Origin of the sequence: Nostoc sp. DedQUE02 (assembly GCF_034531035.1) — a bacterium.
Lineage (GTDB): Bacteria > Cyanobacteriota > Cyanobacteriia > Cyanobacteriales > Nostocaceae > Nostoc.
The window spans coordinates 61,083-85,446 of record NZ_JAVRBY020000029.1; the positions used below are offsets into that span (position 1 = coordinate 61,083).

32 protein-coding genes and 1 pseudogene are annotated in these 24,364 nt (G+C 40.3%); 14 read left to right on the forward strand and 19 right to left on the reverse strand.

Translation table 11 applies throughout. The features are described from left to right. Positions 1 to 64: 64 nt before the first annotated feature. On the forward strand, positions 65 to 793 hold the full coding sequence (locus tag RMX98_RS21060; protein ID WP_322681748.1) for a hypothetical protein: 729 nt from the start codon (positions 65 to 67) through the stop codon (positions 791 to 793). Positions 794 to 974: 181 nt separating this feature from the next. On the opposite strand, the gene RMX98_RS21065 is transcribed toward RMX98_RS21060, so the two are convergent. From RMX98_RS21065 to RMX98_RS21075, 3 genes are all read right to left on the reverse strand, one after another. Then, a complete protein-coding gene (locus tag RMX98_RS21065) occupies positions 975 to 1,760 on the reverse strand; it encodes an MGMT family protein (protein WP_322681747.1) in 786 nt (261 codons plus the stop codon). Positions 1,761 to 1,784: 24 nt separating this feature from the next. Then, positions 1,785 to 2,435, reverse strand: coding sequence for a PAP/fibrillin family protein (locus tag RMX98_RS21070; protein WP_322681746.1), 651 nt, complete (start codon positions 2,433 to 2,435; stop codon positions 1,785 to 1,787). 87 nt (positions 2,436 to 2,522) lie between these two features. Further along, positions 2,523 to 3,146 (reverse strand): hypothetical protein, encoded by a 624-nt coding sequence (locus RMX98_RS21075; RefSeq protein WP_322681745.1) that lies wholly within the window; start codon positions 3,144 to 3,146, stop codon positions 2,523 to 2,525. Between the two features lie 563 nt (positions 3,147 to 3,709). On the opposite strand from RMX98_RS21075, the gene RMX98_RS21080 reads away from it, so the two are divergent. Then, positions 3,710 to 4,450: a DUF2993 domain-containing protein gene (locus tag RMX98_RS21080; protein WP_322681744.1), complete on the forward strand. Its 741-nt coding sequence runs from the start codon at positions 3,710 to 3,712 to the stop codon at positions 4,448 to 4,450. A 33-nt stretch (positions 4,451 to 4,483) separates the two neighbouring features. Next, entirely contained in the window at positions 4,484 to 5,035 is a 552-nt protein-coding gene (locus tag RMX98_RS21085; RefSeq protein ID WP_322681743.1) for a DUF2231 domain-containing protein, read from the forward strand. Between the two features lie 656 nt (positions 5,036 to 5,691). On the opposite strand, the gene RMX98_RS21090 is transcribed toward RMX98_RS21085, so the two are convergent. After that, positions 5,692 to 6,540, reverse strand: a complete 849-nt coding sequence (locus RMX98_RS21090) for a CmcJ/NvfI family oxidoreductase (RefSeq protein ID WP_322681742.1) — start codon at positions 6,538 to 6,540, stop codon at positions 5,692 to 5,694. 327 nt (positions 6,541 to 6,867) lie between these two features. Between RMX98_RS21090 and RMX98_RS21095 the strand changes: the two genes are divergently transcribed. The 4 genes from RMX98_RS21095 to RMX98_RS21110 all read left to right on the forward strand — a co-directional run bounded on the left by RMX98_RS21095 (position 6,868) and on the right by RMX98_RS21110 (position 9,518). Further along, entirely contained in the window at positions 6,868 to 7,152 is a 285-nt protein-coding gene (locus RMX98_RS21095; protein WP_322681741.1) for a metalloregulator ArsR/SmtB family transcription factor, read from the forward strand. Between the two features lie 318 nt (positions 7,153 to 7,470). Beyond that, on the forward strand, positions 7,471 to 8,418 hold the full coding sequence (locus RMX98_RS21100; RefSeq protein WP_322681740.1) for an aldo/keto reductase: 948 nt from the start codon (positions 7,471 to 7,473) through the stop codon (positions 8,416 to 8,418). Between the two features lie 478 nt (positions 8,419 to 8,896). Beyond that, complete coding sequence (locus RMX98_RS21105) at positions 8,897 to 9,313, forward strand: DUF2809 domain-containing protein (protein ID WP_322681739.1); 417 nt, start codon at positions 8,897 to 8,899, stop codon at positions 9,311 to 9,313. Beyond that, entirely contained in the window at positions 9,291 to 9,518 is a 228-nt protein-coding gene (locus tag RMX98_RS21110; RefSeq protein ID WP_322681738.1) for a DUF167 domain-containing protein, read from the forward strand. The genes RMX98_RS21105 and RMX98_RS21110 overlap by 23 nt, the downstream gene beginning before the upstream one ends. Positions 9,519 to 9,642: 124 nt before the next feature. On the opposite strand, the gene RMX98_RS21115 is transcribed toward RMX98_RS21110, so the two are convergent. After that, positions 9,643 to 10,254: a glutathione S-transferase family protein gene (locus RMX98_RS21115; protein ID WP_322681737.1), complete on the reverse strand. Its 612-nt coding sequence runs from the start codon at positions 10,252 to 10,254 to the stop codon at positions 9,643 to 9,645. Between the two features lie 200 nt (positions 10,255 to 10,454). Here RMX98_RS21115 and RMX98_RS21120 point away from each other — a divergent pair, with 200 nt between their 5' ends. The 5 genes from RMX98_RS21120 to RMX98_RS21140 all read left to right on the forward strand — a co-directional run bounded on the left by RMX98_RS21120 (position 10,455) and on the right by RMX98_RS21140 (position 13,080). Then, positions 10,455 to 11,180, forward strand: coding sequence for an SOS response-associated peptidase (locus RMX98_RS21120; RefSeq protein ID WP_322681736.1), 726 nt, complete (start codon positions 10,455 to 10,457; stop codon positions 11,178 to 11,180). A gap of 3 nt (positions 11,181 to 11,183) precedes the next feature. Continuing rightward, entirely contained in the window at positions 11,184 to 11,360 is a 177-nt protein-coding gene (locus RMX98_RS21125) for a hypothetical protein (RefSeq protein WP_322681735.1), read from the forward strand. A gap of 174 nt (positions 11,361 to 11,534) precedes the next feature. After that, positions 11,535 to 12,056 carry a photosystem I assembly protein Ycf3 gene (locus RMX98_RS21130; protein ID WP_322681734.1) on the forward strand — a complete coding sequence of 174 codons (522 nt, stop codon included), beginning with the start codon at positions 11,535 to 11,537 and terminating at the stop codon, positions 12,054 to 12,056. Positions 12,057 to 12,183: 127 nt separating this feature from the next. Further along, positions 12,184 to 12,474 carry an Asp-tRNA(Asn)/Glu-tRNA(Gln) amidotransferase subunit GatC gene (gatC, locus tag RMX98_RS21135; RefSeq protein WP_322681733.1) on the forward strand — a complete coding sequence of 97 codons (291 nt, stop codon included), beginning with the start codon at positions 12,184 to 12,186 and terminating at the stop codon, positions 12,472 to 12,474. Positions 12,475 to 12,819: 345 nt separating this feature from the next. Beyond that, positions 12,820 to 13,080, forward strand: coding sequence for a MoaD/ThiS family protein (locus RMX98_RS21140; protein WP_322681732.1), 261 nt, complete (start codon positions 12,820 to 12,822; stop codon positions 13,078 to 13,080). Positions 13,081 to 13,131: 51 nt separating this feature from the next. On the opposite strand, the gene RMX98_RS21145 is transcribed toward RMX98_RS21140, so the two are convergent. Beyond that, on the reverse strand, positions 13,132 to 13,989 hold the full coding sequence (locus tag RMX98_RS21145) for a lysophospholipid acyltransferase family protein (RefSeq protein ID WP_322681731.1): 858 nt from the start codon (positions 13,987 to 13,989) through the stop codon (positions 13,132 to 13,134). Between the two features lie 482 nt (positions 13,990 to 14,471). Here RMX98_RS21145 and RMX98_RS21150 point away from each other — a divergent pair. Further along, a pseudogene (locus RMX98_RS21150) lies at positions 14,472 to 14,570 on the forward strand (alpha/beta fold hydrolase); the annotation flags it as partial. A gap of 50 nt (positions 14,571 to 14,620) precedes the next feature. Beyond that, positions 14,621 to 15,997 carry a dihydrolipoyl dehydrogenase family protein gene (locus RMX98_RS21155; protein WP_322681730.1) on the forward strand — a complete coding sequence of 459 codons (1,377 nt, stop codon included), beginning with the start codon at positions 14,621 to 14,623 and terminating at the stop codon, positions 15,995 to 15,997. A gap of 262 nt (positions 15,998 to 16,259) precedes the next feature. Here RMX98_RS21155 and RMX98_RS21160 read toward each other — a convergent pair whose 3' ends face one another. The 13 genes from RMX98_RS21160 to RMX98_RS21220 form a co-directional block, all read right to left on the reverse strand. Then, a complete protein-coding gene (locus tag RMX98_RS21160; RefSeq protein WP_322681729.1) occupies positions 16,260 to 16,739 on the reverse strand; it encodes a hypothetical protein in 480 nt (159 codons plus the stop codon). 89 nt (positions 16,740 to 16,828) lie between these two features. Next, entirely contained in the window at positions 16,829 to 17,233 is a 405-nt protein-coding gene (locus RMX98_RS21165) for a hypothetical protein (protein ID WP_322681728.1), read from the reverse strand. Positions 17,234 to 17,409: 176 nt separating this feature from the next. Continuing rightward, a complete protein-coding gene (locus RMX98_RS21170) occupies positions 17,410 to 17,853 on the reverse strand; it encodes a hypothetical protein (protein ID WP_322681727.1) in 444 nt (147 codons plus the stop codon). After that, positions 17,854 to 18,330: a hypothetical protein gene (locus RMX98_RS21175; RefSeq protein WP_322681726.1), complete on the reverse strand. Its 477-nt coding sequence runs from the start codon at positions 18,328 to 18,330 to the stop codon at positions 17,854 to 17,856. It lies immediately after the preceding gene. Next, entirely contained in the window at positions 18,330 to 18,560 is a 231-nt protein-coding gene (locus RMX98_RS21180) for a hypothetical protein (RefSeq protein WP_322681725.1), read from the reverse strand. Before RMX98_RS21180 ends, RMX98_RS21175 begins: the two co-directional genes overlap by 1 nt. After that, positions 18,557 to 19,135 (reverse strand): hypothetical protein, encoded by a 579-nt coding sequence (locus RMX98_RS21185; protein WP_322681724.1) that lies wholly within the window; start codon positions 19,133 to 19,135, stop codon positions 18,557 to 18,559. Before RMX98_RS21185 ends, RMX98_RS21180 begins: the two co-directional genes overlap by 4 nt. 93 nt (positions 19,136 to 19,228) lie before the next feature. Continuing rightward, complete coding sequence (locus tag RMX98_RS21190; protein ID WP_322681723.1) at positions 19,229 to 19,558, reverse strand: hypothetical protein; 330 nt, start codon at positions 19,556 to 19,558, stop codon at positions 19,229 to 19,231. Positions 19,559 to 19,629: 71 nt separating this feature from the next. Continuing rightward, positions 19,630 to 21,750 (reverse strand): hypothetical protein, encoded by a 2,121-nt coding sequence (locus tag RMX98_RS21195; protein ID WP_322681722.1) that lies wholly within the window; start codon positions 21,748 to 21,750, stop codon positions 19,630 to 19,632. Between the two features lie 83 nt (positions 21,751 to 21,833). Then, positions 21,834 to 22,166, reverse strand: coding sequence for a hypothetical protein (locus tag RMX98_RS21200; RefSeq protein ID WP_322681721.1), 333 nt, complete (start codon positions 22,164 to 22,166; stop codon positions 21,834 to 21,836). After that, entirely contained in the window at positions 22,167 to 22,559 is a 393-nt protein-coding gene (locus tag RMX98_RS21205) for a hypothetical protein (protein ID WP_322681720.1), read from the reverse strand. It lies immediately after the preceding gene. Positions 22,560 to 22,574: 15 nt separating this feature from the next. Further along, positions 22,575 to 23,360 carry a LamG-like jellyroll fold domain-containing protein gene (locus RMX98_RS21210; RefSeq protein ID WP_322681719.1) on the reverse strand — a complete coding sequence of 262 codons (786 nt, stop codon included), beginning with the start codon at positions 23,358 to 23,360 and terminating at the stop codon, positions 22,575 to 22,577. Beyond that, complete coding sequence (locus RMX98_RS21215) at positions 23,344 to 23,700, reverse strand: hypothetical protein (protein WP_322681718.1); 357 nt, start codon at positions 23,698 to 23,700, stop codon at positions 23,344 to 23,346. Before RMX98_RS21215 ends, RMX98_RS21210 begins: the two co-directional genes overlap by 17 nt. 3 nt (positions 23,701 to 23,703) lie before the next feature. Further along, positions 23,704 to 24,039 (reverse strand): hypothetical protein, encoded by a 336-nt coding sequence (locus RMX98_RS21220; RefSeq protein WP_322681717.1) that lies wholly within the window; start codon positions 24,037 to 24,039, stop codon positions 23,704 to 23,706. Between the last annotated feature and the right edge of the window lie 325 nt (positions 24,040 to 24,364).

Sequence of the window (24,364 nt, forward strand, 5' to 3'; positions counted from 1 at the left end):
CAGGTGTAGTTCTCACCTCTAAGCTGTGTTAGATATTGTGACGCGAAACAGGAGTATAGATACGTTGCGAAAGCTTTCTCCAGAATCTCCTCTATTTATTTTGTTAATCATTATTGGTTTTTTAATAGTAACTTTTTCAACTTGGTTATCATCTAAACCATTCGTTTTAAAACCATTCGGAGTTAATGATATTATCCAGTTACTCACTTTACAATTATTTATTTCTTTATTATTAGAACGTTCTTTAGAAGTTTTTATAACTACTTGGCGGGGTTCATTTATCGAACAATTAGATATTAGTATTCAGCAAGAAAAGGCTTTAGTATCTGAGAAGATAAGACTTATGGAAGCTCAACAGAAACAGTTTCCATCTTTGGAATCAAATCAAATCAGTGGACTACCGCCAGAAGGAATGAGTTTAGAACAGCAAATCATCCAAAATTTTACGCAAAATCAACAAGATTCATTAAAAATATTCAAGCCACAAATGGATGATATAAATGAAAAGGAGCGTCAAAGAGCAGCCTATAAATCTGATACGCGAACAATTGCTCTATGGACATCCCTTTTATTTGGTCTTTTAATGAGTGCAATAGGTATTCGTTCAATTGAGCCACTTGTGGTTATTGATTTAGATAATCCCATACAAGTAGTTATTTTTCGTTGTTTAGATGCATTGCTGACAGGAGGTTTAATTGCAGGAGGTAGCGAGGGAATTCATAAGCTGATAAAAGTTTTTCTCGATTTTATGGAAGCTACATCTAACCAAATTAAAAATCAGGGATCATCTTGATTTAATTAAGAATCTACACTTGTAAAATACCGCATAATCTTGCAAAAATTATCAGAATTGCAGTAATATAATAATCCAATTCGATTCATAAACTTATTTGCGTAGAAGGCAATAGGCAATAGTCAAGAAGCCTCTTTGAGTTGGACTGAATTTTTTCATCAATTAAATATGAATCCTATATCTATTTTAGATATAGACTGTAATCTTCCCATAGATAATCTTTAATATCTACAAAGTTTTTGTTTGCATTCTTTAAATTACTTAATAAATCTGCCTCAGATAAAACCTTAACTCCTTCAGTTTCCAATTTATTTTTTTGTTGACTCACATAATTTATCAAATAACCTTTAGAGTCTAATATTCTATGTAACGGATAATCTGCAACCGAGGTTTTTTTCAGGTATGTAGGAATAGCTCTTAGATAACTATTATCTACACCTATGCCTTTGATTATCTGTTTGTATGTAACTACTTTTCCACTTGGAATTTTGATAATAAAATCTAGAAATCGTTTATATGGATTTTCAGATAATGCTGAAAATTTATGAGCTTGAATCTGAAAATTACTCCCAACCTCTATTTTACCTGATTTAATAACTACGCCTAAAATTCCTCTTTTGCCTTTGATGTCTTTTAATGATTCTACTAAGTAGGATATTCGTTTACAAGGTTCGCAGTAAAAAGTTAGACGAATTGCCGCACCACTTTTAAAGGTTAGCAAAGATCCAGGGATAAAATTATCAAGTTCTGTACCTGTTATCACAATATTTTCTCGGAATTCTCCTGGTTGAATTGATAAGTCTAAAATATCTTCATACCTAATAATTAAAACCTGTCTGGGACTTATCGGATCGGCATTAATATCTCCTTCTATACCATAACCTACCTTTAAATTTAATGTTTTCATCTCCACCATCGCAGAACCTTGTTTTACTTTGATGAAAAGATGCTTGATTGAGAAAGTCATATTCATTCGGCGGTACGAGCAATTTCAAATTGAGGAGGTGTCAGGGAAATCATTAGATTTAGTAAGAATGAATAAACTTCCATCTCCTCCACGTCCAATTCTTAAGGTTTCATCTAAGTAAGTAATATCCAATGTAGGAGTTCTGCTAGGAGGATTATTAGCTGGGACAATCTTAAATGGGTTAAGTTGAGGAGTATTAATACCAATAATCTTCTCAATCGATAAGTAGCGTTTATCAAAATAAACGTTGATACGTTTGTTCGCTAGAGGCTCTAAATCTTCTTTAGCTGGCTCAAAGCTAGCTGTAACTTTCACATATCCCGATACTAGTCCCAAAGAATGTTTAACTTTAGCTAGATTGAAAAATAATTTGTTAGCAACATCAATAACTTGATAAACTTTACCCAGCTTTAATCCGAATGGAAGGGAAACTAAAGAACGGATTTCTCTAGCTGTAGAGTATTGAAGTTGCCAAGCTCCTTCCAATAAAGAAGTAGCGTAAAGAAGAGGATTGAGATTAGGATTGACGTTTTCCAGTTCTGTTGTCAATTCTTCGATTTCTTCAGCTAAGGTTTTGTCTAGCTGCAAATCAGTAACGGGAGAATCATCGTTCTTGGTTTGAATATTCTCAAGCTTGGCTTGTAATTTTTTCTTAATTAAAAGTTGATTGTTCAATGGTTGAATATTTTAATTTACATATTTTATTACTTTAATTGAACTTTTATGCGGGAGATGCATAAAAGTTCAATTAACTAGATGAGATTAATCAATGAGTTGTGGGGTAGGAATTTGCGTATTGATATCTGCTTGGGAAAAAGTGGGAAGTAACCAGCTGCTCGCACCCGCCTTGAATACTTTCGCGGGTTCGACATTCAATTCAATTGCACCGGTGGCTGGATTGGTTCTAGCAAGAGACTGTGTGCCATCAACGAACTTGACTGCGATTGGTTCAGTTAGCTCTTGTGGTTGAGCGTTCGGGCCTAGAACCACTTTAGAACCTGCGGGTAAGTAAATGCCATCGCAATCCCAATCATCATCTGTGATTGTTCCTGCGCCCAAGAAGTAGAGTTGGGTTGGAGATTTTTTTGGTTTATTGGCATAGACAGCCAACGTTTTTCCTGTTTCATTGCGGCACTGCGCCCGCTTTCTAGCTGTTTCTATGGTATTTTTCTGAAACTGCAATTGTGCCAGTCGCTGCTGGAATTGCTCAGGTGTATAGCCAGCTTGCTCAGGTGTATCTTTTACAGTTAGAAGTTGATTCAGCGCCTGAGTTACCTCAGCATAGTCAGCCCCTTTGGTAAAATCCTTACCTGCCCAAGAAGGTTGAGCAATTACCAGGTTTACCATCAACACGAGAGCGACAAGAACAATTTTGAGAAACTGCATATTTTTCTCCTTTTTTTAATTAATGTTCAGGGCTATTGAAACTTTACCAGATTTCAAAACATTAAAAACTTTACTACAAGCTCTAAATATTTTGCAAAAGTCGCTGATACCTCACACGTAGATCCTCGCCTTAAGCCTCTCCCTGCTCTTTGGGGTTCAAATTTTGTGATTTATGCAAGAGGTTTATTGTAAAAGCGATGCTTACGGCTGGCTGTGCATACATACTTTCTCGCAATTCAATATGACGATGTTACAACCTAAAAGCCGTTTGAATATTATGCTGCAAACTGTTTTCGGAAGTATATTTTGGTAAATACTGATAAATAAATACCATAAATACTAAATTCTATATATTTCATCTTTCTTTTGAGCGATGTTTAGCGAAAAACCTAAATATATCTCTACTTACAACAAAAGTATTTTATTATAAATGTTATCATTATTATACTTTTAGATATACAACATTTATATCTATATTCCATCGCCAGATAGATAAAAATTGGCTGCAAGTTTATTAAATTTACTCAAGGATGTGATATTCAGACTAGGAGTTAACTTACACAATGCCAGACAATCCTGGATTAGGAGAACAAGCGCTAAATAAAGCGGCAGAAATAGGATTATCTAGCCAATTAGATGAAGTAGAAAATTTAGATATAAACATCGAAACAGACCCACTGAAGATGGTTCAGGGGGAGGTGGATACAGTCAAGATTGAAGGTGAAGGTTTGGTTATGCAGAAAGACCTCCGCATGGAGGAATTGCAAATGCAAATGACTAGTGTTGCCATCAATCCTCTGAGTGTGGCTTTTGGCAAAATTGAACTCACTAAACCTACTGAAGCTAACGCACAGGTTGTATTAACCGAAGCTGATATTAATCGCGCCTTCAATTCAGAATATGTGCGATCGCAACTGCAAAGCCAAAAGATACATATTAACGGAGAATTGAGGACTATTGAGCCTCAAAATGTAGAATTTCGGCTACCTGGCGATGGGAAAGTGGCACTAAATGCCAGCATGAAATTAGCAGAAAATGGTGAAAATCAGCAAGTTGCTTTTTCCGCAGTTCCCACGATCAGCAGCAATGGAAAAACTGTTGCTTTGGAAAATGTCGAGTATGGCGAAAGTGAGGAAATATCGCCAGAGTTGACAAAAGCGTTGATAGATCAAACTAGCGAAATTCTGAATTTGAGTAACTTCGATTTAGAAGGAATGAGTCTGCAAGTTAAGCAACTAAAAGTAGAAGTAGGCAAACTAACCCTACAAGCTGAAGCTTATATTGAAAAAATTCCTTCAGCTTAAAAATAGTACGTTAATAAATTCAGGATACTAATAATGGAAACTACAGACACAACGCAAACAGGTTCAACACCTTTCCCCAATATTCCACCAGTTATTGAAAGTAATGATAGTGAGTATCGTGATACTGGCGTACCTAGCACAGTTGCGATCGCAGGGCATCCCTTACATCCCCTAACTGTGATCTTTCCCATCGCCTTTTTAGCCGCCGCCTTGGGAAGTGATGTCGGCTACTGGTTAACTCGTGATTTCTTTTGGGCTAGGGCTTCGCTATGGTTAATCGGACTCGGATTAGGTTTAGGCTTAATCGCAGCAGGAACCGGTCTGAGCGACTTTTTGAAAATTGAACGAGTTCGCAAGCGTACCGCAGGTTGGGTGCATTTGATACTTAACGTTTCTATCCTAGTTTTATCACTTGTCAACTTTCTCCTGCGTTTGGGCGACGCTGAGTCTCGAATAGTACCTTGGGGACTGTTAATCTCGCTGGTTGTTGGTACACTGACTAGCGCTTCTGGCTGGTTCGGTGCTGAACTCTCCTATCGCCACAAAATCGGTGTGGTGGGCGCTGGTAGTAGAAGATATCCGTAAATTTATCCTTGTCTTTGACCGATGGGATATTTTTTATTTGCAACAATGTAGAGACGTAGCACTGCTACGTCTCTACAAGGGTTCTGGATAACGTATATTTAATTTTTGGAAACCTCTAATTTCAACTGGGCTGCATCAGATGCAGCCCAGTTTAGTTTTTAGCTTACGAAAGCACTGGTTGTGCTTCCAGATTCTGGGCCAATACGGTTCGGTTAAAGGGGAAAGGTTTTGAATACATCCTTTACCCAATACCTGCAAACCCATTCCCCAGACCACAAAGAAAATGAAAAATGCTTATCCGAACCGTATTGGATTTTGGGCTTTTTGCTTGAAGACAGTTGGTACTTCCGAACTGAACGCTTCACCTTGAACCACTTCTGAGCGGAGACCATCGCAAATGCAATTATCATATACTATGTCGATAAACTTACCGTAGTATATATTTACTGTATTTTTAGACAGTCGTAACAACCAGAGGTTTATAGCATCTCATCAGAGGCTCAGAAGCGCCCAAAATTGAAAAAGAGTACAGAATTCATCCTGAATTCTTTTTTGTTAAAAAACTGCGTTTATATCTGTCCTGTATGCGGTAACAGCGAGGATAAAAACTCAAACGCAGTTAAAAAGATGACCGTTAATGTCATTCTCTGATGAATCTATTCGGGGTAGAAAACTACCGTCCTTAACTCAATGCTCTGACGAGGTGGAGCATCCGGTGGGCTAGTGGGGTCATCAAACCCAGTATGACCGGCAAACCTGGCCCGTCCATCTTCTGCGGAGTCAAAGCACTTAATAAATAGCGCTTCGTCTTGTTGCATTTGCGGAAAATAAAACCATTGATGTGATGGGTTATAAGTGATTGAGTAAGTTTCGCCAGCGTAATTGGGGTACAAGAGATCGCCCGCTACCAGGTCTGTAGGTGAAATACTCTGAGCGTCGCACACTGCCAATGGTGACTCCTGAACCGGTACGATCGGTCGCCAAATATTAATCAGTGCAAATCTTTTTTGCAACACTCGATCAATGTTATCTATTCCCTGCTCTGTCAATACTTTACGGGCGCGAGTATAGCCAGATTTGGCTGTAAAGTCATTATGGACGCGCTTGACGGGTTCCCTAATTTCGTTTTCGCCCGCCTGGGAACGTTGAGCGTTACGAAGAGTGTGATCGAATATCAGTACTTCAGTTGCACCTGTTACCTCTTTCAATAATTCCTTGGCTTCTGGATAGTAGACGCTGCGAATCTCATCTTCATCATAGAAATCAGTGACTTTACTCTTATGTGCAGCAAAGTCAAAGCCTTGGCGCTCTAAGGATACTTGATCTGAAATTTCCCGCGCGTTATAGATTGGCACTTTGTGTGTCTCGTACTTTCCGTTGGAGCGGGGAACCCCTTGTGGGGGTTCGTAGGCATAGTTGACAAGCTTTTCTGCCATAGGAATGAGGTAGGTCAGTTCTGCCTCAACGTGTTTCTGGTCAGAGAAAAAACGATTGTCTATACTCATTGCTTACATCCTTGTTCAGAAGTTCAGACAGATAAGATCGTGTGGAGTTGGAGTACGATTCACGCTCAATATCCAGCGATTGATCGCAATTACATCTAACGGCGTCAACAAACTTACAACACGCCTCAGCTATGTTGTCAGAGTAAGGCTTAAAGTAGCTGTTGATATTTGTTAACGTCGCTCTCGTCAGGAATCTTTAGTACTAGATAATTATAGTTAAATACTTATTTAACTATTGTAGTAATCAGCATAACAGAATTTTCCTAAAATGATCAAATAATTGTTTGAGTATTTGAGTAAAGTGCCAGAGCTTGCTATGATATGGAGATGAGTGAGAAAATAAATTACGAAAACCGCGCTAAAATCTTCACGGCTCTTTCAGATGCAACACGCTTACGCGTAGTAGATTTACTTCTGAGTACTGACGAAATCACCTGTTCAGAAATTGCCGAGCAGTTGGATATTAGCTTGTCTCTTTCTTGTCATCACTTGAAAGTTTTGACGGAAGCAGGTTTGGCAAAGAACTACAAAAAAGGGCAAGCAAGATACTACTCACTTGATCGTGTTATTCTCAATAGTACTTTAGAGAGTTTAAACAGTTTTATTAGATAAATACTATTTGAACTTATTTGCGTAGGAAGCAATAGGCAATAGGCAATGGGCAATAGGCAATAGGCAATAGGCTTTTTTGAGTTGTACTGAATTTTTTTAGAAATCAAATATGAGTCCTATATAGATATATAGTATTTTTTTGAATTTAAACGAAAATATCACACAGTCAGAACCAAAAAACAAGGTGTGTTAAGAAGTTCGTAACTTTCACAGAAACCTCTGTGCCGTAGAGAGCAACTACATTTATGTATAGGGCTAAGGCACGGGCGAATTGATTCGCCGTCAAATATTGAACAAAGATAAAGGAGTGTAATGTTGATGGAAAGACTTAAACTTGGACGTTCTGAGCTAGAAGTATCACGACTATGTTTTGGCGGCAACGTGTTTGGGTGGACTATTGATGAAGATACTTCATTTGAGATTTTAGATTACTTCATTGAGGCTGGAGGTAATTTTATTGACACTGCTGATGTTTATTCTAAATGGGTTCCTGGCAATCAGGGTGGAGAGTCGGAGATCATTTTAGGGAAGTGGCTCAAGCAACGAGGCAACCGTGACCAAGTGGTGATTGCCACTAAAGTTGGCAATGATATGGGTATTAAAGGCAAAGGGCTTTCTCGCCAGCACATCCAACAAGCTGTTGAAGACTCATTGCAAAGATTACAAACTGATTATATTGATTTGTATCAATCACATATCGATGATGAAAGCACTTCCATAGCAGAAACCTTAGAAACTTATGGGGAATTAATTCATCAGGGAAAAGTGCGCTTTATTGGTGCTTCAAACTATAGTGCAGAACGTTTGGCACAGGCATTGCAAATCAGTCAGCAGCATAGTTATCCTCGCTATGAGAGCCTCCAGCCTCGTTATAACTTGTATGACCGAACCGAGTACGAGCAGGAGTTACAACAAATCTCGCAAGAACACTTAATTGGTGTGATTAGCTATTCCTCTCTGTGCAGTGGCTTTCTCTCTGGTAAATATCGCTCAGAAAAAGACCTGTCTATTAGTGCCCGTGGTAATTCTGTCAAGAAATATTTGAATCCTCGTGGTTTAGCAATTCTAGAGGCACTGGATGAAGTGGCCAAGATTTATAATGCTACTCCCACCCAAGTTGCTTTGGCCTGGCTAATTGCACGTCCCACTATTACCGCTCCTATTGTTAGTGCCACAACAATTGAGCAGCTTAAAGATATCATCAAATCTGAAAGTCTTAAACTTGAGCCAGATGCTATTCAGCTTCTAAATCAAGCTAGTTCTTAAAAAAAGTATTTGATTTCTTTTTCCCCCCAATACATCGCGGGGATTAAGGGGGGTAATTCGACTTGTGTGTACACCAAGCGGAGTTGGGGTTGCTGTAACTCAGTCGACAGAGAAACTCTATAACTCAATGCGGTTCAGTCAAACATTTCTTCTTCTCTTTGCGTTCTTGGCGGTTTGTTAAAAAATTGACTTTGATGAAAAACGGTTTTATCCTTAACCCAAGCGTATTGCTTTATAACTGGGGACTCTTGAAAATTTAAATAGGGATTTAGATCCCAACCAAGTTTTAAAGCCGAACGAAGTCGTTCGCGTAGCGTCTCGTAGAGAAGACGCCAAAAGCGGTAAGAATTCGTAGAGCGTGTGTAAGTAAGTCCTAGCTTTAAAAGAATTTCTTCTCCAGTCCCCAATCCCCTGTTCCCAGCCGCGACTTCTAGTCATTCGGCTGCTAAAATTTTGCTTAGTCTCTAGTCTATAAAAAATGCTTCGACACCGTAACCAAACAATATTTATTATTATTTCTGTGCTTATCGTTGTACCGATGGGCTTTTTGTTTAAGTATTATAATGGGCCTGCACATCACTGGTTTAATGACTACGGAGCAGCTGTATTTTACGAAATATTTTGGTGTTTGTTCGCATTTTGGTTTTTCAAAAGTCGGACGGCGGTAATTCAAATTCCTATATGGGTTTTTGTCATCACCTGTATACTAGAATTCTTGCAACTTTGGCATCCGCCACTATTAGAACAAATTCGCGCTACCTTAATAGGTAAATTGTTGCTTGGTACGACCTTTGTTTGGTGGGATTTTCCTCATTATGTATTGGGTTCTGTTTTAGGTTGGTTGTGGCTGCGACAATTACACGGAATAACTTATGCAAAAAAAAGTCAAGGTTAAACCTAATTCAAAACAACAAAAAATTGAAGAACAACCTGATGGCAGTCTGACTGTGAATTTAAAATCTCCCCCAGTTGATGGTAAGGCAAATGAAGAGTTAATTAAACTACTAGCAGATAAGTTTGATGTACCTAAATCTCATATCAGAATTAAGTCAGGTTTATCCTCTCGGCAAAAGCTGATAGAAATTGATATAGATACTTAGTTGCTGCTTAATAACACCTTTTTATGAAGATTCTGCTGCCTCCTGAATCTGAGGTTATGTTCCACTCAGTACATCCTCTACTAGAGCTAAGAAAAGAGAGACAGAAACTTGCAAAATCTAATTTTTATGCTTGTGTAATACTGATATACCTTGGTTGAGTTTTGACTCTTTCTGTCCAAGCTTGGATAGCAGGAAATTGTGTCAAATCGAACCCACCTTCATCAGCTATATGAGTGTAAGCGAACAAGGCGATATCAGCAATCGTGTAACGCTCTCCTACAAAAAAACTCTGAGAAGTTAAGTGTTTATCCATCAAGTTGAGTGCTGCATAACCTGGCTCACGTTTTTGGTTGATAGCTTCACTATATTCTTCAGTTTTACCTAAAATAGAAATCCAAAATCTTGATGTAGCAATAAAAGGTTCGTGGCTATATTGTTCAAAACATAACCATTGCAGCACCTGCGCTCGTAAAAAGCGATCATAAGGTAAAAACTCTGTACCTTCACTCAGATAAACCAATATGGCATTTGATTCTGCCAAATATTTCCCTGGCTCGATTTCTAGAACAGGTATCTTACCGTTAGGATTTTTACTTAAAAATTCTGGTGTTCGAGTCTCGCCTTTTAAGATGTTAAGCTCTATCCTCTCAAAAGGCATACCTAGTTGTGTCAATAAAAGACGTATCTTATAACCATGACCAGAAGGTAAAAAATCGTACAGATGCATTAGTTCCATGTTAAAATACAGTTAGGAATATGTTGAGAAGTGAAGGTTCAAAATACAATATCTTACCAAAAGATTTTCCCCAAACCGGATATTTTTTTTAATATTTAGCATCTAAGTGTATTACAGAAAATTATCTGAGAAAATAAAAAAAAATATTATTTATTTATAGATTGAGATGTTTAATTTAGTTAGTGGTCGAGAATAAAAGTATGTGTGGAAGATTTACTCTAAACCAGTCGGCAGCAGGATTATCTCAACTTTTTCATGTGGAATCAGTTCCAGATTTAGCAGCAGAATATAACATCGCACCTACGCAAATGGTGGCAACAGTGTTACAAAATCCCGAAAGCGAAAAGCGTGAATTTAAGCAATTGCATTGGGGGTTAATTCCGTCATGGGCGAAAGATGCCGGAATGGGGGCAAAGCTGATTAACGCTAGGGCAGAAACTGTTGCTGAAAAACCCGCTTTTCGCTCGGCTTTTAAGCACAGACGCTGTTTAGTGCTAGCTGATGGCTTTTATGAGTGGCAACGCCAACAAGGTAAGAAGCAGCCATTTTATTTTCGTCTCCAAGATGGGCAACCCTTCGGCTTTGCAGGTTTATGGGAAAAATGGCGATGCCTCCGGCAACCCGAAGCGGGAACGCCTGCTAACGAAGAAATAATCTCTTGTACAATTTTGACAACGGCAGCTAACGAATTACTCCAACCCATCCACGAGCGGATGCCAGTAATTCTAGAGCCGCAAGATTACGATTTATGGCTAGATTCTCAAGTAGAAACGCCCCAAACTCTACAGCAGCTATTGCGTCCTTATCCAGCGCCAGCAATGACTGCATATCCAGTTAGCACCTTGGTAAACAACTCTCGACACAATAGTTCAGAATGTATCGTACCCCTGAGTGAGAAGAATGCCCCCGCAAATCAGTTAAATTAGCTATTGAGTGAACTATGGGATTGGGGAGATGAGAAAGATGAGGAAGCAGGGGAAGCAGGGGAAGCAGGGGAAGCAGGGGAAGAAAAAGTATTGATTATTGCCCAGTTCCCAGTTCCCAGTCCCCAGCGATGCACTGAGTTTCGACACTTCGACTACGCTCAGTGCACCGCTACGCGGTAATCCAGCGACTTGCACTGAGTTTCGACTACGCTCAACTATCGCGGCGTCGTTGGCGCAGCCTCTCCGATAGGAGAAGTGAGTCGAGATTCAACTACCGCGCAGTCGTTGTGTCCCCAATCCCCAGTCCTCAGTCCCCAATCCCTAATCCCTAATCCCTAATACCCAGAGACAACTATGCCAAGAACACAAAAAAACGATAATTTTATTGACAAATCCTTTACAGTGATGGCGGATATCATTCTGAAAATCCTGCCAACCAACAAAAAAGCTAAAGAAGCGTTTGTTTATTATCGAGATGGTATGTCGGCCCAAGCGGAAGGGGAATATGCTGAGGCATTGGAATACTATGAAGAAGCTCTAACACTAGAGGAAGATACCAGCGATCGCGGCTATATTTTCTACAATATGGGGCTAATCTATGCCAGCAATGGCGACCACAACAAGGCTTTAGAACTATATCACAAGGCAATTGAGTTAAACCCACGTATGCCCCAAGCCTTGAACAACATCGCCGTGATTTATCACTATCAAGGCGAAAAAGAAAAAGAATCTGGAGATAATGAGGCTGGCGAGGCACTTTTTGACCAAGCAGCAGACTATTGGATTCGTGCTATTCGCATGGCTCCCAATAACTACATCGAAGCCCAAAACTGGCTCAAAACCACCGGGCGATCGCAAATTGACGTATTCTTCTAAAAGTGATGACTTAGGAATTATTGATCAATCACTCCTGTAAAGACGCGATTAATCGCGTCTCTACTCCTCACTCCTATACAGACGCGATTAAATCGCGTCGCGTCTTTTCACTCCTAATTAAAAAAATATGATTGACCAAGAACAAGTTCACAAAGTAGCTAATCTTGCTCGTTTAGAATTGACTCCAGAAGAAGAGGAACAATTCACTAGCCAGTTGGGAAGTATTCTGGACTATATCGAACAACTGAATGAACTTGATGTCAGTAATGTGCTGCCAACAACACGGGCAATTGATGTCAGCAATATCACACGAGAGGATAAATTGCAACCCTATCCTGACCGGGAAAGCATTCTCAACGGTGCGCCTGAACAGGAAGGGGAATTTTTCAAAGTACCAAAAATCCTCAACGCTCAATAGTCAAATAATTTTAAATTTGTTCCCCTCATAAGAGGCAAGAAAGCAAAAAATACATAAGTTATGTTGACCAAAAAAAACGAGTAGAAGCAACTTATACCAATTCAAAATTCAAAATTCAAAATTCAAAATTAAGAAAGTCAGAATTAGTAAGGCTTTCGGGATTTGCATCTGTCTCATTATTTTAGTGAATTGGTATTACGTGTACGGTGCAATGGTTGTGGGAATTATAACTAATTATTTGGATACAATCTGAAATCATGTCGTTAGTAATGTATAATTAACCCCAAGAGTTCAGGGTGCTTGTCAAGTATTAAAACACTTGCTGCTACTGCCAAAACATGTTATATGTCTAAATCTGCAATCACCGTTACCGTTAAGTTGTTCGCTGCTTATCAAGAAGCCTTTAGGGTTTCGGAGTTGGTGCTGGAATTTCCTAATAGTATGCCAGTCAAAGCAGTATGCGATCACCTCATTGCTGAACACCCTGAACTCTCCCAATGGCGCGATTTAACCCGTTTTGGGATTAATCTGATATTTGTCGAACCAGATACCCTACTACAAGATGGGGATGAAGTCGTGCTAATTCCACCAGTCAGTGGCGGCTAGGAAAACAGTTAGGAGTTAGGAGTGTTCAAAACTTCTAACTCATATAACTAATCAAAGAGAATTGGCATTAGCAGTTAGCTTTACTAAGTGATCTAATTCTTGCTGCATCTGACTAACAACTAATTCATAACATTGATTGACATAGTAGCGATCGCTAGCTGCTTCACGTCCGTAGCGTTCAAATACAATTTGCGGACAAACACGTGTATATATAGGCACTGGCAATGGAATATTGGGCAACGGGCCAATTGCTAATCCCCAAGGCAGTCCCAGATAGATTGGAAAAACTTCTGGGTCAATTCCCAATAGCCAAGGCATCCCCCATTTGTGGAGTTGCTGCACAACTTTGTAGAAGTCAGCAATCACAATCAGCGTATCGTGAGCGCCCCAGGAAATTACAGGCACAATTGGCACATTTTCCCGTAACGCTAACTTGATAAATCCTTGTCGCCCCGCAAAGTAGATTTTGTTACGTAAATAATGCGGTCGGAAGACATCTTCGGCTCCACCGGGATAAACTAGCAAACTTGCTCCTGAACGTAAGGCAGTGTAAGCCATTTTTGGATGGGCGATGATTGCTCCAGCCTTAGCAGCCAGTTGCGCTAGTGGCTGGCTAACCTGCCAAGCTTTGGGATGCATCAAACCATAAATGGGTTTTTCTACACCAAATCGTCGGAACCAATCGTACATCATCATTGACATATCGGGTGCCGCGAGTCCCCCATTGTGCGAACCGACAAATAGGACTTTTTGTTCGGGTAGAATATTATCCCAGCCACTAGTTTGAACTTGGAAATAATAGTCATACAAAAAGCCAAACAGGGGCATTAGAGATTCTATGAACTTTGGATCTCGCTCATCCAAAGACCAACCGAGTTTTTTGTTTAAGAGATGTTGCTTTTTTGACATCGATGCATTTTAACAGCATTTGCAAAGTTCAAACAATCCTTTATTTAGATATAGCAATCCGATTTGATTCCTGAATTACTCGTAAAGATCGGGGACTAGTAGTTTGCCAACCCAAAAATGTTAGGTGGAGGTTGGGTAAAGGGTAAAGGGTAAAGGGTAAGGGATAAAAACCTTTTCCCTTTCCCCCTGCCCCTTATCCTCAGAGGGGACCCCACCTTCCCCTTTACCCCCTATATACAGTAGTTTTCAACTAGATGAAATACTAAGTCAAGCTCTAACTCAAAGAACTTAAGTAGTCTAAGTTGAACCAAAATTGAAAGGTAGATAAGCCACCTGAGCAAGCAATCAGGTCATCAGAAATAAGACTGCTGAAATCAATTATGTATCCGCGATCGATCAGTTACCAATCGCGGATACAGTTATCTTTAACGGCCCGAACCAGATACAGATTGAGATACTCTCATAATTTACATAGGAGCCAGATGAACACAATCACGACTAAGGATGGTACGCAAATCTATTACAAGGACTGGGGCGCAGGACAGCCTATTCTCTTCAGCCACGGCTGGCCACTGAGCGCAAAAAGTAAAACACACTTTATACCTAACTATCTCCAAGGAGTTTAGCGCTGATGGAAACAGCAGATGTCATTGTGATCGGCAGTGGTCAAGGAGGCATTCCACTGGCGGCTGATTTTGCCAATGAGGGACGTAAGGTTGTCTTGTTTGAGCGGGATGCTTTAGGCGGTAGTTGCATTAACTATGGCTGCACTCCGTCCAAAGCGTTCTTAGCAGCAGCTCATGCAGCAGGGCGATCGCGCCAGAGCAAAAAGTTAGGCATCCACACGCAGGTAGAAGTGGATTTTCCCTCTGTCATGGAGCGAGTTCGGGGAATCCGCAGCAGCTTTAATCAGGGGATTCGCAAGCGATTGGAGACTGCGGGTGTCAAAGTCATTTGTGCCGAAGCTTCTTTTGTGGGTGAACGGACGGTCAAAGGTGGGGATGTTACTCTTCAGGCTCCTCTGGTGATCGTTAACACCGGCACGTCATCGCTGATTCCTGACATTCCCGGACTTGCAGGAACTCCCTACCTGACTAACCGCAACTTCTTTGACTTGAACACCTTACCAGCGCGTTTACTGGTGATTGGAGGCGGCTATATTGGCTTGGAATTGGGACAAGGACTAGCGCGTTTGGGCAGTCAAACCCACCTAATTGTGCGGGGCGATCGCCTCCTTGGGCAGGAAGAGTCTGAAGTGAGCGAAGTCTTAGCAGAAGCATTAAAGCAGGATGGAATTGGGCTACACTTTGGAGTCAATGTGAATCACGTCGCCCATGAGAATAATCTGTTTAGGCTGACCCTGAGCAGTGGCGAACAACTCCAGGGAGAAGCGTTGCTGGTTGTGATTGGGCGGAAACCTAATACAAATGCATTAAATGCAGCTGCTAGCGGAATTGAGCTAGACGATCAAGGGTTTATTAAAATTAACGACCAGTTCCATACTACTTGTTCTGGAGTCTATGCCATTGGGGATGCTGCTAAACAGCCTGCCTTTACCCATGTGTCCTGGGAAGACTATCGCCGTTTAAAAGCAATTTTGTGTGGAGAAAAGCGGACACGGAGCGATCGCGTCCTTGGCTATGCGGTCTACACAGAACCCCAGGTTGGGCGAGTGGGTATGACATTAGAACAGGCTCAGAAACAAGGCATCAACGCGCGTGCTGTGACGTTATCCATGAGCCAAATTGCCCGTGCGATCGAGTGGGGGCATGACCTCGGATTTTATCGTATGGTAATCGACAGCGACACAGACAAAATTCTGGGAGCAACCCTGGTGGGGTACGAAACTGCTGAACTGGTGCATGTATTTTTATCTCTGATGGAAGCAGGAGCAACCTGGCAGTTGTTAGAGCGATCGGTTCACATCCATCCTACCTATGGTGAAGCTTTACCCAGTCTGGCACGGTTGCTGCTTGGAGATAATATGCCTGGGTGTCCGAATATGTGAACAGGTTTTATTAGACATCTTGCAAAAGTAACTTTTGCCTTGATATTGGGGTGCATGTTAAAGGTTAAAGGGGAAGGGAAAATTCTATTCTTTCCCCTTTAACCCTTCCCCTTTACCCCACAAATGCCAAGAAGTCTATTTTTCTTTAACCGAGCAGTATTGGGTACAAAGTTCCTTGTAGAGAGGTAGCACTGCTACCTCTCTCCATTCTTTTTCTACTCATATTTCTATTGCCACATCGCGGCGATTAATTTGCTGATGTCTATGGAGTAGTTGCTGGTTTTGAACGCTGCTGCTGGTAAAAACCCACAACTTTTTGAAGATATGTAGCAGTAAATCCACTGTTGCAGCCTGTATAGCTGCCAGTCATCCACCAACAACCAACACCACGCACAGCAGCTGTTTCATTATTAGTGGCGAGAAATTGCTTGTTAAACTCACGGCGCGTGATGCAGGATACAACTTGGCGTGCCGTTGCAGGGCTGTTTTCAAACTGCGTCGGAGTTAGTTCTTTTTTGAGACAATATTTAGACCAGCCTTTGAGGGTTTCTGGTTTAACCTGCCATTCACTGTAAAGTCCATCATTTGCGATACCGGTCTGCGGTGCAGCCAGTCGCAACGCCTCTACCATTGCTGCGACTTGGGCTTCAGAAACCTGCTGTTGTGCTTGAGCTAACATTGATGACAGTCCGAAGTTGACAATCACTCCGCTAAGTAGTATTGCTATGGCGTTTATCGTCATGATTTTGGACTTATTATTAGATACCAATATGTAGGATACTACGTTTTTACACTTAGCAATTCTCAAAGATTAGAGTGAATCCCCACTGACTAACTGCGATCGCGTTCGTACTCTTGGGCTGTTTCGTACTCACGCTGAAACGCTTCTAAAGCTTCCACTCTTTCAAATAGCTGGTTTCTCTGTGAAGTATTTACGGTTTCTAGCTCGTTGATTTTGCTGGCTACTTGCTTAATTATCAAAAACAATACATTTTTATCAAGATTAGAAAGAGTCGCACTATCTACCAGCAGGCTGTTCAAGGTTTCAGATGTAGAAGTGGTGCATTCTAGAAAATTACCAATAACCTTAAAATCCCAAGTTTCACCATCGACATCTTGAGGATGAATGTAAAAGCTGTACTGATTGTTTTGGTCTTTCTGAATTCTAAGACTAAAATCAATGGCTATTCCATCGTGTAGTTGAAAGTAATTTTCTAGTGTAAATTTATTAATCATATAGATAGCGATATGACTCAGAATGTAACTCAAATAATAGCAATCATAACTAAAGGATGCCCTCGTTGCCATTCACAAGAGATTGAGTACGATCGCCAAGCAAAGAAAAGATTTAAATGTTTTGATTGTGGCTTTTGTTGGAAACCTTCGCTATAAAACTAATAATTTTTGCACCGCTAAAGCTTGTTAAAAGGGTCTTCCTCTTCCATCTTCCGCAGATCCTGAAACTCACGAATTTTAAAAGTTCCCTGCATCTGCAAGAAATTTTCAATGTCTTTCATGGAAGTGTAGAGGCGGTTAGTCCGATGCTCTACTGTTTGGGTAACTTGAGCAATCAGCAGGGTTACAGTGTCCTTCCTGTTTATATAGTCTTGAACATGCAAATCAAATTTATGTTCTAAACTTCTGATTTTTTCTTTATTGTCAGCATGTTCTTTTAAGTCTTGTTTAATCTGGGTAATAGAGCTTGAAATATTATTCAGGTTATTCACAAGCTTTACCGCAAGCGTGCCCAAGACAGAAAAACTGACTAGAATTCCAGTGAATACGCCAACTGATTCCAGAGTAACTGTAATTACTGGGCTTGATGTAGTAGCTATTGTGGATTGTGTAGTATTCATTTAAAGAGCATCAATTTTTGCTTCAATTCGATTTAAGTCACTACCTAAACTTGTAATTATTTCTTCAGTCGAATCACCTTCTATCCCTTGATATTGCCAAAGAGTAAGACGTAAATCTTTTAGCCAATAAGCACCCTCTAATGTCAACTGAAAAGTATCAGTGTATGGCTTAAAAATCACTAGGCGAGTGCGATTCAATTTCATTGAATAGCTGCCAGCTTCAACCAGAGGGGAATTAATGCCAGCAATGGGAGGGGCAATTTTTTGAATCAGATTACCAGCCCACCGCCAAGTAGATTTGGCAGTAGTGCTGATACATCTGGCTGCGAGTATGTGCTTTTCAAGTTGGATCGGAATTTCAAAAGCGGGAATTGGATAATAACCTCCTGCCTGGGTAGCAATAACAGCCGTGCGGGATTCGTCATAAATCTGCACCCAGTTATTTTGGTTAAGCAGGTCTAAGGCTGGTCGATCCATTAGAAAATCCCCACTGTAGCCAAATTCTCTTCAACGTTAATCAGATAGCTATCTATATTGACTTCGCACAATTCCAAAATGTCACAGTAATCAGAAAAACTGATTTCTCCTTTTAGGAAGCGGGCAAGAGCAAGATCCGCACATTCCATCTGTTTGATTAAATGCAGCGCTTGATCGTGACTCATGCCCTCAGTAGTGACAATCTGTGTTTCTAAAAACTGTTGGATCATCGGAAGATTTCAGGCTTGAAACTAACGCCTTTGTTTCCACCTGCACCCGCCACGGCTGCAACAATGTCAGCTTTAACCTCGGAGAAACTGCCATTGCTAGCTTGACTACCAAAGGGGAAAGTATAGCTAGCAGCTGCCTTTTTCTTATACTGCTTACCAGTTATTTTTGATGTCGCACTTGAGGCGGTTGTACCAGTCACATTTTTGACAGTTGCACGAGCCGGAGTAAAGCCAAATACACGAGTGGCACTAGTCAACGTGGCTGAAATATTTAGTACCCCTTCCGATACTCCAGCAGCAGTATAGTTGTCCTTGGCCCGCTTGCTGATATCGACAATATATTTATCTGTAGAAGCCGCAGGCAGTGCAAAAGGCTCAAGCGCTACCTCTTCTATATTTCCAGGATTGGATGTAGATGCCCGTGTATAGTCGATTTTGACTTTACCTGCCTTGAAATCCTGATACTTTTTCAGTTGTGAGCCAGCCGGAGCGTCAGGAGCCAAATCCTCTGCTCCCGCACTAGGAGATCGTAGGTATTTAAGAGCTGCATCTAAATTGTTAAATCTTTTCGCCATACCGAAGTGTTTAATGTTGTCTACTTCTCTGGTTCTAGCACTGAGATAGAGTAATAATCGCTGCGTAGAGAAGTTAACTTGTCTGAACCTAATTTAGGCACTGTTGACTCGCTCTATGACGGACTTTAATCCAGAATCAGAGGTTGCAACCAGATTTACCACTGTGACTCTGCCGTGAATAAGCAATTGGGCATACCGAAAGCGAAGGTCTACTCGTGGACGCTCAACGGGCTTTTGTCCTGTCCGCCCGTAAACTTGATGGGTTCCTGGGTTGAGAGAGTAGGTACGTTCATGATCTGTGTAGTTGCCAAAGTCATCATTGAAAGCGTGACCCTGTACTTTCAATACCTGCTTTGTGACTCGTTCACCCTCAAGTTTGGATTTTACTAATAAGCGCAAATCGTAACCGTGCTGAGTATCCAAATAAGTGTATTTATACCATCCCTTTTCCCAAACAAAGATGGGGTTAGCAAACTCTCGTTTAATATCTCGTGCTAATGCCTCAGCATCAGTTCTAGAAATAGTAGATTAGTTAATTCAGTTGTTGCATTGATTACATCAAGTGGTGCTTGCGTCACCATTTGTATGGTGCTTGCTCCATTTTGCAGCCCTTCCAAGGTTTGAGTAACACGATTAAATTTAGGTTGTGGATTCATCCATCCATAGGCACTTTCTAGCACTTCTCCCGACTTCCTCAGTGCATTTCCTATTTTTGCAACCTTGCCAGCCGTCATTTCCAACCCAGTAAGGATTGCTGATGATAGTCCTTGAAAAGCATTTAGTATATTAACTGAAGCTTGATAAATTCTGTTAGCTTTAGCCCACGATTCTTTTAACACAACATAGTTATCCGCTCCGATTGCTCCTTTAATAATATTTTCAATAGAACCACTAATCACAGACCCAATATCAAAAGCGCTTCCATCCTCTTTTTTCAAACCTATTAATTGGAGAATATTGTTAATCGCTCCAACTAAAGTTTGTCCAATATCATTAGAAAGCATTAAGCCGTTGTGGATGGTTGCAGCGAAAATTAAAATATTTAGCACCCTATCCAAGTGCATCCAATCCGCAAACCGCGATAACTTGCCACCAATACCACCAGGAAGCTGATCGCCTAGTTTATTGTTGATGACACCAAGTAAAGCTAAGTCCGCTCCTTGCCCAACTGCGTTAACAGCACCGAGGATATTTGCTGCGTTGGTATTATTGTTGTTGGCGATATCGGCTGCATTGTCTTTTAGTGCTTTGTTCATGCAGCCACCCGGCTGGGTGGTTCGGCACGTTCCCGTTGCGGCTGCTTGCTCGATTTGGGGAATTGTTGGGATATCTGGTCTAATTGCAGCCGCTGCCCGCGCCGGAATTAAGCCCAGTATGCCTACAATTTGGTCTAGTTTTGGCAATGCCTGCTCATTCACTTTTTCTTGATCCTTTAGTCTTGTATCGACTTTTGCAATATCTGCCTTACTAGCTTCGATATCACTTTTTAGTTTGGGAATATCTGCTTTGAGTTGATTTACGTCTTTGGTTAAATCGGCTGTGGCTGATTTAAAACTACCTGATGATGTAACACTTTCTACGTCACCAACTCTCCCTTGTAGCTTGCTTAAATCGGCATTCCACTTAACCGCTTGAGCTTCGTAAGATAACTGATATGTCCGTGCCAATCCCGCGATAGTCCCCTCAATTTCTGTAACAGTTACACCTGCTTTTTTATCGATTTCTTGTTGTTTTATCTCTATTGGCTGTACCCGATTATTTACTATTTGAACGACAGAAGTCTTCAAGTCAACGAAACTAGTATTTAGTGATTTAATAGCGCCTTGTGCTGCGGTTATTAAGTTTGACTGAACACTATTGACTTCTATCGCATTCTTTGCCTGAGTTTTAGCCTCAGCTAGTCCTTTTTGTATGTTTTCAATTGTCGATTGTATTTGTTGCTGAAATTTTTGATTAGCTTCAGTTGAAAATTTACTAAGTTGTTGTTGAATCGAAGTGACTTTTAAATCAATTTCACGTTTGTTTGCTCGTGCTTCATACAAAGCATCGTTTCCTAACTTTCTCGCAGCTTCTGCCAGTCCAGTTACAATCTTTCTTCCTTCTCGCGTTTCATACAGAGCATCATTTGCCTGTTTTTTAGCGTCTACTGCATTTTTAGCAATAGTTTCTGTTTGTTTGTTCAAACGTGCGTAATCTTTCGCATTTACATCTAACTCTCTAGTGATTTTTTCGTTGAAATTATTAACTCTTGTGTCAAGGTTTTTCATCCTTGAGTTTAAAGTTGTCAGTAGCGTAAGGTTTTTTGATAGGTCATTATTTAGAGTGATAAATTGTCTATCAACTGTATCGTTAATAAAATTCTGAATAAGTATGCTATTTATTACAGCTAGTGCCAATCCCCTTTGTAAAACAATACCTAGTAGCTGACCTCCGGCGATACCACCATTTTTTGTAGTTGCACCACCAGGTATCTTTTTGAAAAAAGCATCCTGTACTTTTTTGGCATTAGCAGCAGTTTTTTTAAGAGTTTTCATTCTCTTAGCTGCTTCCTTAGCTCCACTCTTGCTCATAAATTGAGATGTTACCCGCTTGACCCTTTTAGCTTCTAATAACATCTTCCCCGGCTGACCATTAGCATATTTAGAAAGCTTGTAAGCTCTTAAAGCACTAGGAGATATTTGTTGAGAGACGACCATTGTTATTCGTCCACGAAGAAATTAATGATTGATGAGAATATATTTTGTGATTGATTAGCGGTTTCTGTGTGTTCACTAGCTGCATCTAGCAAATCTTTTAAATCATCAATAATTTCCTTGACTACTCCACCAAGCTCAAGAAGATCATTTTCTAATTTAGTAACCCGTTTTACTAGCCCACTGTTGCTACTGTCATTACCAGTATTACCAGAGTTTGAGTTTTTCTCCAGGTTTTTGAGTCGCTTATCTAATCCATCAAGGTTGCTGTTTATTTTGCCTATTGCAATATTTAAAGCAACAAGCCCCGCGTCAATATCTTTGCAAACTTCTGCCATTTATCTACCTACCTTGTTGGCAATATTTTGTAGACGCTCGCCTGTTTCTTTGCACGGTACACAGCAATATCCTGGGTATTTATTGTGAGTGCATTTGTGACTACCTTCAGGGCAATCTCCTAAGCAACTGGTACAGCCACTACCGCTAGCAGCCGCACCATTTAGCCAGTTATCTATCTCTGCTTGATTTTTTAAAGCAATAATTTGAGTAGGAATAGCCCCATAGCTCTCTGATGCAAGATTGATTCCGTTGTCAGTTGGGTAGCAGTAACCGCCTGTATAGATCGGATTAACTTTCCACCCAGGATATTGAGCGCAGGACAAAAAGAAACTTGTTTCTCCTAGTCCGGTTATTCCTTTCCACCCAAAGCATTTTTTTTCTAATTCAGACATCTTTTAAATTCCTAATTAGCTAAATGCTTGTGTTGGTATTGTGGATAAATCCACATCTCCTTTTTTGGAGAATTTCAATTCATCGATATAACCTTGATAATAAAAACTGTTAACATTTCCCTGCTTCCCGACGGTTAGCACTAAGGAAGAAGATAAATTAGCACTTCCTAACCCTAAAGCATCAATTTCACCATTCACCCATAAAGAAATGATGCCATTGATGCACTTTACGCCGACATAATACCAAGTATTGATGGCTAATGTTGTATCCCCGACTAGACTTATTAAAGAGCCACTCGCATCAGAACTACGAATATAAAAATTAAGTTTTCCACTATTAAGACCGAACTGCCAACTGAAGGGCACTGTGCTGCTGTATCTATCCAAAATTATCTTAGTTCCACTTATAGAAGTTGGATAAATCCAGCACTGTATTGCAAAGTTATTGCGCTTTAAATCCAACTCTGATGAGGAGGGAAAAGCAATGTTGCTTGCACCATCAAAATACATGGAAGAAGAATTATATTTTTTCTGCGCTGTAGAGGTAACTGGATTCCCAACTCTGGCAGCAGTCCGGTTAAAGGCAGAACTATCAATAATAGAAGTTCCGTTATTCGCTCCTTCTCCATGAAGTAAAAGTAGGGTTGTCGGTTGAACAGTATTGTCTGACAAGAGTCCTTTCAAGAAATCAGCTTTAATGATGTTATAAGTTTCGCTCGTAGTAGGATTTTGCAGTACCAAACAATCGCCACTTTCAGCACTGGTTTTTCTAATTCCAGCATCTTTAATTTGCTTGAACATAACTTTCTAAAACAATAGTTTCTGTTAGATAAACATTGCCGTTGCGTTCCTTGGCGTAGGCATTCCATCGAAACATTTCTAGAAACTCGTACAATTCTCTGTTGTCGTATCCGATGATGTCACCCATCTCATCAGATAAAATATTTCCAAATTCATCTATCAAATATCCTTGAAATGTGCTTAGTGCTTTGAGTAGAATTGCTACGAATAATTGTTCAGCACCATTGTTTGCTGTAGTAGTTAAACCAACTGCCGATAAATCTGATTTTTTTATAATCAGTTCATCGGCAGTCTGTACAGCATTAACACCAAATAATTCTTGCAATGTTAATATCTGCATTTTTTAGTAATCATCTGGATCGATGACATCTGCTCCCGTCAGTAATTTATCTACCTCAACACTGATAGTGTTTCTGAGGTAGATGGCATTGTTTCGGGTCGTGATGCTAGGACTAAACCCATCTGTGATGGCAACAGATTGATCAATGTTGGTGTCGCGAGCTTCATCTGTCAGCGTTACTTTAGCTTTTAAGGCAACTGCTACTAGTAGTGACTCAGCAGTATTGTTTGCTGAAGCTGTTAGACCAACTGCTACCAAGTCAGATTTTTTGATTACCAAATCGGTACTTGTTTGAGAAGCGTTTGTACCGAAGACTTCGGCTAGGGTTCTTTCTGCCATAAAATCGGATTTCTTATGAAGTGAATAAATCCGTTGTATGCGGCTTTAAAAAAATTGTAAATGTTCCACTTTTATGTAGAAGTGGAATATTTACTGAGGGCGTGTATCCATTGCTGGGAATAGGATTGAGCCAATATTTGCTAATAGCCAATATTTACGAAATTCCGCTTTAATCCTCATTTTGGATAAAAGCGGAATATACAAAATTAATTCTGAACCTATGCCAAAGATTAACAGACGTGGGCAAACTGCGGTTATTTCTAATGATGACTATGCCAAAATCAGAAAAAAGATTAGAACTGATAGGTATAAATTACTTTGGGAT